An 11,423-nucleotide genomic window follows, 5' to 3' on the forward strand; every position below is an offset into this window, starting at 1 on the left:
GATTTTGATACGAATGGGCGCGCTGACTATTGCGCCGCCATAGGCATCCGCGCGATCTGGCAGCGTTGCCAAAGGGCCGACAGGGCGCTGACCAGATGGTCGATGTCCTCATCTGTATGCACGGGCGAAGGCGTGATCCGCAAACGCTCGGTTCCTTTTGGCACGGTGGGATAGTTGATCGGCTGGATGTAGATACCAAACTCTTCCAGCAGCGTGTCCGAGATGAATTTGCATTTTACCGGATCGCTCACCATCACGGGGATGATGTGGCTTGGGTTGGGCAGGTGTGGAATTCCTTCGGCATCCAGCCGTGCACGGACCTGATCCACGCGCGCCTTTTGCAGGTCACGCTCAGCGTTTGACTGTTTCAGATGCCGGATCGAGGCCGCCGCACCTGCCGCAATCGCAGGGGGAAGGGCGGTGGTAAAGATGAACCCGCTGGCAAAACTGCGCACGAAGTCGCACAGTGCGGCCGAAGCGGCGATATAGCCGCCGACTACGCCGAATGCTTTGCCCAACGTGCCTTCGATGACGGTCAGCCGATCCATTAACCCTTCGCGCTCGGCGATACCACCGCCGCGCTGGCCGTAAAGGCCTACGGCGTGGACCTCATCCAGATAGGTCATCGCGCCGTATTTGTCGGCCAGATCACAGATTTCCTTGATCGGAGCGATGTCGCCATCCATGGAATAGACTGATTCAAACGCAATCATCTTGGGAGCATCGGGGGGCGCTGCAGCCAGTTTTGCCTCAAGATCTTCCAGATTGTTGTGCTTCCAGATCACCTTCTGTGCCCGCGAATGGCGGATGCCTTCGATCATCGAGGCATGGTTTAACGCGTCTGAAAAGACGATCAGACCCGGGATCTTAGCCGCCAAAGTTCCCAACGCGGCCCAGTTCGAAACGTAACCCGAAGTGAACAAAAGCGCGGCCTCTTTCCCATGCAGGTCGGCCAATTCGTTTTCCAGCAATACGTGGTCATGCGTCGTGCCCGAGATGTTGCGCGTGCCCCCCGCGCCTGCGCCGCAGCGATCCAGTGCGTCGTGCATGGCGCCAATGACATTCGGATGCTGGCCCATGCCCAGATAGTCATTGGAACACCAGATCCGCACGTCTCTTCGCACGGTCCCGTCAGTTTGGCACGCGTTGGGGAACGCCCCACAGTGTCGTTGCAGATCTATGAAAACGCGATAGTTTCCTTCATCCCGCAGATCATCAAGGCTCTGGGTGAAAAATCGCTCGTAGTCCATCTGACACACTCCCGGGAATACTGGCTTTGACCCCAGGTTAGGCAGACTGGCCGCGCGTTGACATGACAATTGTCAAGTTGCAGCAAAGGAAAAAGCTGGTGCAGAGGATTCAGGTTTGGCATAGCCATATGGCAAAGAATGTACCGGCCGAGAGATCGGCCAGGGAAAAAGGGGACCCTTCTTGGCCCATGAAACACAAAAGGCAATCGCCAGACAGTCGCTATTGCTGAAAAGCCTGCCAGAGCACCATATCGACAAACTGCTCAGTCATGCGATCTGGCGGCGTTACGACCGGGGCGAGACGATCTTTCTGCAGGAAGAAGAGGCTAAGGCCGTACACGTGGTTTTGGCGGGTTGGGTCAAGCTGTTTCGTATGGCGCCAACCGGGGCCGAGGCCGTCGTCAGCGTCTTTACCCGTGGCGAAAGCTTTGGTGAGGCAGTCGCGCTGCGCAATGTGCCTTACCCTGTCTCAGCCGAGGCTGTTTCGGCCTGCGAAGTGATGCATATTCCCAGCCCGGTTCTTTTGTCCTTGATGCGCGAAGACCCGGAGATTGGCGTGTCGATCCTGGCCTCGACCTTTACCCATCTTCATTCACTGGTTGCGCAGCTAGAGCAACTCAAGGCTCAGACCGGCGCACAGAGGGTGGCCGAGTTTCTGCTGAACCTGTCCGACAAGGTGTCCGGCGGCTGCGAAGTCGAACTGCCTTACGACAAGATGCTGATTGCCGGGCGCTTGGGCATGAAACCCGAAAGTCTGAGCAGGGCATTTTCGCGGCTCAAGCCGGTGGGCGTGAAAATCAATCGCAATCACGCCGAAATCGCGGATATCCAAAGCCTGCGTGACTACGCCGAAAGCGACTCGTCCGAAAAGTAGCGCATATTCCGCTTCGGCCGGGTTATTTGCGCAGACATTTCGAGCTATTTGCTAGCGTTTTTTTGCATATTTGTGTATAGTGCTGCCAGTTCTGCCGCTTATTTCGGCGGGGGGTGCAGCATGACACACGACCGCAACGGTGGCCCTGACAGGCCGCCCTTGGTTGCGCTCAGCGTCGCCAAGGTCGCTCTTTCGGTTCGGGCCAAGCTGCTGGTGGCATTTCTGGGAATAACCGGTCTGCTGGTTTGCCTGGTGTTGTTTGGCCTTTATGCCTTGCATCAGGCCAATCTCCGGTCCGAGGCAATGATGCGCGATCAGGAGCGTATTGCGTTTTTCAATGACACTCACACAACGATCTCGAACCTGAACACACATCTTCTGTCTTTGTTCGTGCCGCAGAACCTGAAAGGCCCTTCTCGTCAGGACGGAATTCTGGGGGCTTCAACGCGCTCAATACTTCACGTCTCGGCGGCACTAGAGCGCAATCTTGCCCTTGGTTTTCGCAGTTTTGGGCAGCCGGGCATGCCAGATGCGCAGGCGATCACTAACCTTCGATCTGACCTTCAGGAGATTTTACCGGCAATCACTGAACTGCGACGCCTGAACCGCGAAGGCGACCTGTTAGCTGCAGCACAACACGGTATCGACCAAATGTTCGCGCCGCTGCAAGCCATGCAGCGCGAGGCGTATACCGTAGCACAGGATATCGAACAGGAAGTGCGCGAACTGGCGCGGACGACTGAAAAGGCATACTTGACCTCGCGCCTGAGCATCACGGCTGCGGCGATTGCGGCGATTGGGATTGCTCTTTTGTTGGGGTATTCGATTTCCTCGTCTCTGTTATGGCCTATCGAACGCATCCATGCTGTGCTCAGCAAGCTGTCCCGGGGTGGGTTCGATAACCGAATTACGGTTCCTAATCGGGATGAACTTGGTGAGCTGGCAAACCACGTGAACCAAACGAGCGAAAAGTTGGGCGCGCTTTATGGCCAAGTTGAAGTGCAAAAAGCCCAATTGGCCGATTTGAATGCAGCGTTAGAAACTCGGGTCGCCAACCAGATAGAAGAGATCGAACGCACCAATCGTCTGAAACGTTTCCTGCCGCCGCAGGTGGCAGCGATGATAGTCGGTGCGACCGATGAGGCAGATGTCTTGAGAACCCGTAAGGCCGAGATCACTGTTCTTTTTGCCGATCTGCGCGGGTTCACGGCCTTCGCCGCCGTTGCCAATGCGGATCAGGTCGTCGCGGCACTCAACTCATTTCACGGCACTTGCGGACCGCTTGTCGAAGCTTGCGGTGGAACATTGGAGAGGTTTCTTGGCGACGGTTTGATGGTTTTGTTCGGCGCGCCGGTGCCGCTGGATGATGCTGCGCAAAGAGCCGTTGATCTGGCCCAGAAAATGCAAGTGGATGTCCGGAAGGCGATGGCCCCGTATAGGGCCGGTATTGCACAGCATGGTCTTGGCCTTGGCATCGGGATCGCGACGGGCGCAGCAACTTTGGGCCGCATCGGTTTTGAGAGCCGTCTGGACTATTCGGCCATCGGGCCCGCTCCGAATCTAGCGGCACGCTTGTGCGAAATCGCCGAGGATGGTCAAGTTCTTGTGTCAAACGCGACTGCCCGACAGGTGCATATCGACATGACGCCTGCGGGACCGTTCGACCTGAAAGGCATCGGAAGCCATGTGTCAGCCTTTGAACTGGCGCGTCTGGCAGAAGGCCGGGCGGTGCCCCAGGTCTGTGACCCATAAGGGCGCATCGCGGAACAGATGCGCGCCCACATGTCGCCTAGTGAAACTGCGTCGCGCCTGCCTCCAATGAAACCGTAGTGCCTTTTTCCCCACGTACCGCTGCTGGAACGTCGGCGAGTGCGCAGATGATCGCACGACCACCCGAAGACCGCGCATAGTCCTGCGCAGCCTGCACCTTGGGACCCATAGATCCGGCGGGAAAGTCATACTCATCCAAAGCGTCCGGCGTGATTGACCGAATACCCTTCTGATCGGGTGTTCCCCAGTTCAGGAATACAGCTTCAGCATCCGTGGCGATGACAAAGAAATCTGCACCAAGGTTTTGCGCCAACAGGCATGAGGCGAAATCCTTGTCGATGACGGCTTCGACCCCAACGAGTTTCCGTTCGGCACCTGCCTCGTACATCGTCGGAATGCCGCCCCCACCAGCAGCTATCACGGTCGCCCCCTTTTCCAAGATCCAGCGAATTGGTTCGACCTGAAAGATACGTTTCGGGCGGGGCGAGGGCACCACGCGCCGCCAGTACGCGCCATCCGGTTTCACCGTCCAGCCCTTGTCGGCCGCCTCTTTTTTGGCGTCCGCTTCGGAATAAACCTGCCCGATGAACTTTGTCGGGTTCTCGAAGGCCGGGTCGCTCGGATCGACCTCGATCATGGTCAACAGGGTGGCGATGTGATGCTCGAAGGGCAGGATGTTCCCAAGCTCCTGCTCGATCATGTAACCGATCATTCCCATCGTTTCGCCGACGAGGACGTCCAGCGGGTATTCCTCGACATCGGTGTACATGATTTCTTGCAAGGCCAGCATCCCGACCTGCGGACCATTGCCATGAGTGATGACGGTTTCATGCGCTTCGCAGAGCGGGGCGAGGGCTTCGGCGGCAATCTTCGCGTTCTTGCGTTGATTGTCCGCCGTCATTGCCTCACCCCGTTTGAGAAGCGCGTTGCCGCCGAGTGCTACAACAACGCGACCCATGGATCAGGCCCCCAACGTGGCGACGAGGATCGCTTTGATTGTGTGCATCCGGTTTTCGGCTTGCTCGAAGGCAATATTCATATCGCTTTCGAACACTTCGTCGGTGACTTCCATTTCGGTGATGCCGAACTGTTCGTGAATGTCCTGACCGACTTTAGTTTCCAGGTTGTGGAAGGCAGGCAAACAATGCATGAACTTGACGGCTGGATTGCCGGTTTTTTTCATCAGATCCATGTTGACCTGATAAGGGCTCAGCAACTTAATGCGTTCAGCCCAGACCTCTTTGGGCTCGCCCATCGACACCCAGACATCAGTATGGATGAAGTCGGCACCTTCGACGGCAGACGTATCATCGGTGATGGTCACACGAGCACCCGTCTTTTCGGCCCGCTCCATTGCCAACTCCCGAACATCGTCATGGGGCTGGGTTTCTTTCGGCGAAATCATCCGCACGTCGCAGCCCATAATGGCACCCAGCATCAGTAGTGAGTTGCCCATGTTCGACCGGCAATCGCCCGAGTAGGCATAGACGATGTCCTTGCGGGGCTTGTCGGCGTGCTCGATCATGGTTTGCATATCGGCAAGCATCTGTGTCGGATGCCAGTCGTCAGTCAGGCCGTTGTAGACCGGGACGCCGGCATAATCTGACAGGGTTTCCACCATGTCCTGACCTGCACCACGAAATTCGATGCCGTCGAACATGCGGCCCAGAACGCGAGCCGTGTCTTTCATGGATTCCTTGTGGCCGATCTGCGAGCCCGATGGATCGAGATAGGTGATGTTTGCACCCTGATCGTATGCTGCCACTTCAAAGGCGCACCGGGTTCGCGTCGAAGTTTTTTCGAAAATCAGGCAGATGTTCTTGCCGGTCAGTGACGGTTGTTCTGCGCGGGCGTATTTCGCGCGTTTCAGGTCGCGAGCCAGATCCAGCAGATACAGCATTTCGCGCTGGCTGAAGTCGGCAATTTTCAGATAGCTGCGGCCTTTTAGATTGAATGCCATTTTGTCTCTCCCTAACAAAAATTAACGGGCGCAGGGGCGCGCGCCCTTGGTAAATTCAATAGGCGGGGTCTCGGTCGATTGGGCAGGTCATGCAATGACCACCACCGCGACCGCGTCCCAGTTCCTGGCCTGAGATTTCGATCACCTCGACACCCGCTGCGCGCATCTTGCCGTTTGTGAAGGTGTTGCGCGCATAGCCAACGACTACGCCAGGCGACAGGGCGACGACGTTGTTGCCGTCATCCCATTGTTCGCGTTCGGCCTGAAATTCGTTGCCACCTGTCGAGATGACCTCGAGCGAGTTCAAGCCCAACGCTTCTTTGTAGACGTCGAACAGGTGTCCTTTTTCCACGTGGATATCCAAATCCCCCCGGTCACCGGGACGGATTGAGATACAGGTAATCTGGTCCGCGACTTCCGAGAATGCCGTGACCTTGTCGTGATCCAGACAGGTGAAAACGGTATCCAGATGCATGGCAGCCCGGCTTTTGGGCATCGCGCAGGCAACAACACGTTCTGCGCCACCCTTTTTGAATAAAGCCTCGGCAACTTGGGCAACCGCTTGCCGTGTGGTGCGTTCGCCCATGCCTATGAATACCGTGCCTTTGCCAACAGGCTGAACGTCCCCGCCTTCGACCGAAGCAAGGCCAAAGTCCCCGTCACTGTCGCCCCACCAGAACTCGAACTCCGCGTCCTTGAACATTTTGTGGTGCCGATAAACGGTTCGCATGATCAGAGTTTCAGGCTTACGCGCTGGCCAATACATCGGGTTTGTTGTGACGCCGTCGAAAATCCAGCAGGATGGATCGCGCTGGAACTGCGCGTTTGGGATCGCAGGAAGGATGAAATCACCCAAGGTGACAAGATCACCAAACTGCTCGTCAATCATGCCTTTGGGCAGATCCGCGAAAATGATGCCGCCCAGCATGTGGCGGGCAAGCACCTTGGCATCCATCTCATCCAGCCAGGCGCGCATTTCCACAGAAAAGCCCAGCCCGACCATGTTGGGCGTGATCAGACGATCCAGTAGGAAGGCGCGCGCTGCAGGGTCCGAAGCAATCGCCTCGGCCAGCAAATCCTGAATGTCATAAACCTCGACCCCGCGTTCGCGCATGAGCGAGCAGAATTCGGCGTGATCCTTTCGGGCCTGCTCGACCCAGATCACGTCGTCGAACAAAAGCTCTTCGCAGTTTCGCGGTGTCAGGCGATCATGCGCCAGCGATGGGCGCGAGACGATCACCTTGTTAAGCTTTCCGATCTCGGAATGAACGCCGAGCTTCATGGCAACTCTCCTTTCGAAATGTCCGTTTTCTGAATGTCTTCAACGTCATTGGCCTGGCTCCAGCGGACCCAGACATGGATTGGCACGCCCGCCAGCAACAGAACCGAGCCGACCAAAACGGTTTCGGCGCCCGAGCCGATGAAAGCCCAGACCGAGTAGACAAAGCCAAGCGCGCCCAGAACGACGACCTTTGCCAATTCCGGGCCATGCAACACCTGCCCGCCTTTTAATCGGATCATGATCTCGGCGACGGAACAGATGGCATAGGGCAGCAAACTGGCAACAACGGCGAGCAGAATGACAAAGTTGAATGCCGCGACCAGACCCTGAGCGTAATTCATGATGATCAGTACCGAGGCTAGGGCATTCGATAGGATCAACGCATTTGCCGGGGTTCCAAACTTGGATTTCTGCGCCAGGGCGGCAGGAAAAACGCGGTCCAAAGCGGCGCCGTAAGGGACCTGACCGCTGAGCAAGGTGAAGCCATTCAAAGTCCCAAAGGTCGAAATCACTGCGCCCACGGCGACAAGGATACCACCGACTGGACCAAATATGACGTCGCCGACAGCTGCAAGTGGTGCAGCGGACACAGCAAGTATTTCAGAGGGAATGACGCCCATCGAAACAGCAGTGACTGAGATGTAGACGCCAGCCGCGATAATTACGCCGATCACTGTGGCGCGCGGGATGGTTTTTTCAGGCTCGATGACGTCGCCAGAAGGAACGGTTGCAGATTCGAGCCCAAGATATGCCCAAAGCGTCAGCGCGGCCGCTGCAGAGATCGCCGTAAATGCCGACGCGCCGCTTTGATTGACTGGGACGTAGTTCGCGGTGTCGATCCAGAGCAGACCCAGCGTACCAATCAGGATTAGCGGCGCGAGCTTGAGTACGGTTGTCACGATCTGAACCAAACCGGCCCCCTCGACACCGCGAATATTGATCAATGTAAGGACCCAGATCGCAACCAAAGCTGTGGCCAGGCCATACATGGGGATTTCGATAATGATCGGGAACAGGAAGCCTAAATATCCCACGAGTGCGACAGCAACAGCTGCGTTACCGGTCCACAGGGCAATCCAGTATCCCCAGGCAATGATGAAGCCCGCAAAATCACCAAACGCCTCTTGTGAATAGGCATAGGGACCACCGGGTTTTGAGACGACACGCGACAATCTTCCGAAAATGATGGCCAGAACCAGCGCCCCGGCGGATGTCACGATCCACCCTGCAATTGCAATCGGTCCGAACGGTGCCAGCGAGGCTGGCAACAGAAACACCCCGGACCCGACCATGTTCCCTACGACCAGAGCGATACAGGCCGTCAGCCCCAGAGAACGTGATGTTTCGGTCGCAGAGTGTTCAGCCATTGCGATGACTCAATTCGATGTCGTGTCGGTTGTTTCGGCTGCGGGCGCGTCGATCCCCGGGTCCACAATGGCGCCGACCGTGAGTGCCGCACAGATAATGATGGCAAGGATGACCAGTAGCGGGAAGACAAAGCGTAACCACCTGTCATAAGACACGCGTCCGATAGCCAACCCGCCCATGACCACCGCGAATGTCGGGTTGAACAGGTTCACCCATCCATTTGCCGATTGGTATGCGGTGACCACCAGGTCGCGCCCGACGCCGGCAAAATCTGCCAACGGCGCCATGATTGGCATAGACAGTGTCGCCAACCCGGATGAGGACGGTACAAGGAATGACATTAATATCTGAATACCGAACATGGCGTTGATAAAGGCAAACTCGCTGAGGCCCGATACAAATCCTTCGGCTCCCGCCAGGATCGTATCCGTGATCTTGCCCGCATCCATGATGACCACTACGCCGCGTGCAACACCGATGATAAGCGCAACCCCCAACAGGTCGCGTGCACCATCGACGAAAGTTTCGACAAAGGTCGCTTCATCCATCCGTGACCCTTCGTCTGCCTTCCCTACCCACCAGACGAGAATGGACATCACCAGGAATAGGCCCGACATTTCGGCCATCCACCATCCCAGCGCGACTACGCCATATATCATGATGGCAAAGGTAACTCCGAACAGGATCAGGATGATGGACCGGGTTCGGGTCAGTTCGGGGAATGCATCATCGTCTGTGGACCCCTTAAGGAAATGCGCCCTGTTCTCTTCTGCCTGATCCGCAACCACCGACACCGATGGGTCTGCCTTTACCCGTCTTGCGTAGCGCATGACAAAGGCGATGCCGGCAGCCAGACACAAGGCCAGAATGATAAACCGCAAAACGATACCATTTGTGAATGGAATCCCAGCACCTTGCGATGCCACAACCGTCGCAAACGCGTTGAATGTGGAGCCCAGCGTACCAATTCCCGCGCCCAGCATGATAACCGCCACCCCGGTCAACGAGTCATAACCGGCCCTGATAAAGACCGGGATGATCAACGCATAGAAGGCCAGCGATTCCTCGGCCATGCCATAGCTGGTGCCACCAAACGCAAAGGCCGTCATCAGGATGGGGATCATTAGTATTTCGCGACCAGCAAGCCTGTGCAGCAACCATCCGATCCCGGCATCAATCGCGCCGGTCTTGGTGACCACCATCAGGAATCCACCTATGATCAGAACAAAAAACGCCACATCAATTGCGGCGCTCGAGGAGCTTCCCAAAAGCCCCGGATCATACATCCCGGCGATTGGCGCAAGAATAACAGAAGTTAAACCCTGTGGGTTCGGTTCGACCTGGTGGTAGGTGCCCGGAACGGGGGCCTCACTACCAAGTGCTTCGTTCATCTGGCGCTCGTATTCGCCTGCGGGGATAACCCAGGTCAGAACCGCGACAACTGCGATCAAGATGAACAGGATAGTAAAGGCTGTGGGGAATTTGAATTTCGACATCGGATACTCGCGCTTTAGGGGGTAGAGCGGTAAGTCAATCAAACATTTGAATTTTATGGTTTCAAATTAGTACTAAGATGGCGAGTTGTCACCAGTCTTGTTAAACATGATGCGATTGGGCGAAGTCCCGCGTTTGGACGAGGCATGCATCGCCGTGCTGTACCGGGCGGAAATGGGGGCGACCAACCCGATATTTGATATCTGGAAAGTGATAGATCTAAGAAAAGAAGGGTGAGCCGATCGTTTGCCGCGATGTGGTTCGCATTGACCTACCTAACGGATAGTTGTCCCGCAAAGCGTCGGTTGCGGATGTCGTCCGGGGATGCCTTGTAGCGCGTGCGAAATGCGCGACCCAAGGCGACGGCCGTAGAAAACCCGGTGGCCGCTGATATCTCGCGTTGCGACAGGTCCGTTGTCCGAAGCAACGTGTGGGCCCGTTCCAGACGCAACTCTCGGTAGGTCGTCAAAAGTTTTGTGCCGGTTCTGTTCAGGAACCGACGCTGCAGTTGCCGTGTCGAGGTGTTCAGCGCTTGTGCCAGATCAGAGATCCGCAACGGATCCTCGAGATTATCAAGCATCGTTTCGACGGCTCTGCGTACTTGCCGATCAGCCTCGGACCTTTGGATCAACAGGGTTGCAAGTTGGCTTTTGGCGGTTCTTTTGGGTTCAGACAGGCCAATATAGCCGCGCAGGGTGTCAGCAAGGTGCTCTCCATGATCGAGCGCCACGAAATTGGACAACAACCGCAGTGCGCCCAGCCGGGTCGAGGCGCTATGCAACCGGCAATCAGTGGCCATGTGGATACCCGAAGCATCTTCGATCAGCCCGAGTTCCTGAGCAGCGGCCAGAAAATTAGGATGCACAGCAGCCACTGTTTTCTCAGTGCGCCCGATCTGATCAAGTAGCAAAACAGCACTACCGACAAGTATCGTGCGCGAGGACAGGTTCAAAACTTGCGAAACCCAGGATTTTTCAGCGTTACCCAACTTCCAGTTTTCATGGATGTTCCCCCAGAACAAGGCCGTCCGCCCGGACCAATATAGCGGCCCTCCGACAGGGTCTTGAGCCATCCTGCGGATGGTGATGAAGTAAGAATGGTGTTCGACAAGCCTGTTCAGGGCGTCGAAGAAATCCATCACAATCTGCGCTGACGCTTCGGTGTCCGTACCAGAAAGGACAAGGTCGATATGGTGATGTCTGTCAGGGGTTTCCCGGGCAGAACAGGCTTGGCGTGATCGGCCGTTTTTGAGGACATAGTGTTTCATTGTTCCTCCGCCTGGTGGTTTTGGGCCTTGCTCGTTGGGTCTTTGTCAATTTCTTAGGGCCGACCCCCGAGGATTCGGGGATCAGCCTTTGTTTTCAACCCACTTACTCAGCGGCTTCTTCGTATGCGTCCATTGGAGGGCATGTGCAGATTAGGTTT

9 protein-coding genes are annotated in these 11,423 nt (G+C 56.4%); 2 read left to right on the top strand and 7 right to left on the bottom strand.

The genetic code is table 11. The features are described 5' to 3' along the window. Positions 1–26: 26 nt before the first annotated feature. Positions 27–1,250: a 5-aminolevulinate synthase gene (hemA, locus tag GOW92_RS17175; RefSeq protein WP_170562330.1), complete on the bottom strand. Its 1,224-nt coding sequence runs from the start codon at positions 1,248–1,250 to the stop codon at positions 27–29. 181 nt (positions 1,251–1,431) lie between these two features. Here hemA and GOW92_RS17180 point away from each other — a divergent pair, with 181 nt between their 5' ends. Together GOW92_RS17180 and GOW92_RS17185 are read left to right on the top strand one after the other, a co-directional pair. Then, on the top strand, positions 1,432–2,124 hold the full coding sequence (locus tag GOW92_RS17180; protein ID WP_170562332.1) for a Crp/Fnr family transcriptional regulator: 693 nt from the start codon (positions 1,432–1,434) through the stop codon (positions 2,122–2,124). 120 nt (positions 2,125–2,244) lie between these two features. Beyond that, complete coding sequence (locus tag GOW92_RS17185; RefSeq protein WP_170562334.1) at positions 2,245–3,876, top strand: adenylate/guanylate cyclase domain-containing protein; 1,632 nt, start codon at positions 2,245–2,247, stop codon at positions 3,874–3,876. Between the two features lie 37 nt (positions 3,877–3,913). On the opposite strand, the gene arcC is transcribed toward GOW92_RS17185, so the two are convergent. The 6 genes from arcC to GOW92_RS17215 form a co-directional block, all read right to left on the bottom strand. Then, positions 3,914–4,852 (bottom strand): carbamate kinase, encoded by a 939-nt coding sequence (gene arcC / locus GOW92_RS17190; RefSeq protein ID WP_170562337.1) that lies wholly within the window; start codon positions 4,850–4,852, stop codon positions 3,914–3,916. A gap of 3 nt (positions 4,853–4,855) precedes the next feature. Further along, entirely contained in the window at positions 4,856–5,854 is a 999-nt protein-coding gene (gene argF, locus GOW92_RS17195) for an ornithine carbamoyltransferase (RefSeq protein WP_170562339.1), read from the bottom strand. 55 nt (positions 5,855–5,909) lie between these two features. Then, positions 5,910–7,136, bottom strand: a complete 1,227-nt coding sequence (locus tag GOW92_RS17200) for an arginine deiminase (protein WP_170562342.1) — start codon at positions 7,134–7,136, stop codon at positions 5,910–5,912. Further along, positions 7,133–8,503, bottom strand: coding sequence for an amino acid permease (locus tag GOW92_RS17205; RefSeq protein ID WP_170562345.1), 1,371 nt, complete (start codon positions 8,501–8,503; stop codon positions 7,133–7,135). The genes GOW92_RS17200 and GOW92_RS17205 overlap by 4 nt, the downstream gene beginning before the upstream one ends. 9 nt (positions 8,504–8,512) lie before the next feature. Then, positions 8,513–10,000, bottom strand: coding sequence for a YfcC family protein (locus GOW92_RS17210; protein ID WP_170562348.1), 1,488 nt, complete (start codon positions 9,998–10,000; stop codon positions 8,513–8,515). A 269-nt stretch (positions 10,001–10,269) separates the two neighbouring features. Continuing rightward, a complete protein-coding gene (locus GOW92_RS17215; protein ID WP_170562351.1) occupies positions 10,270–11,265 on the bottom strand; it encodes a helix-turn-helix domain-containing protein in 996 nt (331 codons plus the stop codon). Positions 11,266–11,423 lie beyond the last annotated feature (158 nt).

It is taken from the genome of Ruegeria atlantica (assembly GCF_013032505.1).
Taxonomy (GTDB): Bacteria; Pseudomonadota; Alphaproteobacteria; order Rhodobacterales; family Rhodobacteraceae; genus Ruegeria; species Ruegeria atlantica_F.

Excerpts from the sequence above, each read along its gene's own strand:
- hemA (WP_170562330.1), bottom strand. The coding sequence starts at position 1,250 with ATGGACTACGAGCGATTTTTCACCCAGAGCCTTGATGATCTGCGGGAT.
- GOW92_RS17185 (WP_170562334.1), top strand. The coding sequence starts at position 2,245 with ATGACACACGACCGCAACGGTGGCCCTGACAGGCCGCCCTTGGTTGCG.
- arcC (WP_170562337.1), bottom strand. The coding sequence starts at position 4,852 with ATGGGTCGCGTTGTTGTAGCACTCGGCGGCAACGCGCTTCTCAAACGG.
- argF (WP_170562339.1), bottom strand. The coding sequence starts at position 5,854 with ATGGCATTCAATCTAAAAGGCCGCAGCTATCTGAAAATTGCCGACTTC.
- GOW92_RS17200 (WP_170562342.1), bottom strand. The coding sequence starts at position 7,136 with ATGAAGCTCGGCGTTCATTCCGAGATCGGAAAGCTTAACAAGGTGATC.
- GOW92_RS17205 (WP_170562345.1), bottom strand. The coding sequence starts at position 8,503 with ATGGCTGAACACTCTGCGACCGAAACATCACGTTCTCTGGGGCTGACG.
- GOW92_RS17210 (WP_170562348.1), bottom strand. The coding sequence starts at position 10,000 with ATGTCGAAATTCAAATTCCCCACAGCCTTTACTATCCTGTTCATCTTG.
- GOW92_RS17215 (WP_170562351.1), bottom strand. The coding sequence starts at position 11,265 with ATGAAACACTATGTCCTCAAAAACGGCCGATCACGCCAAGCCTGTTCT.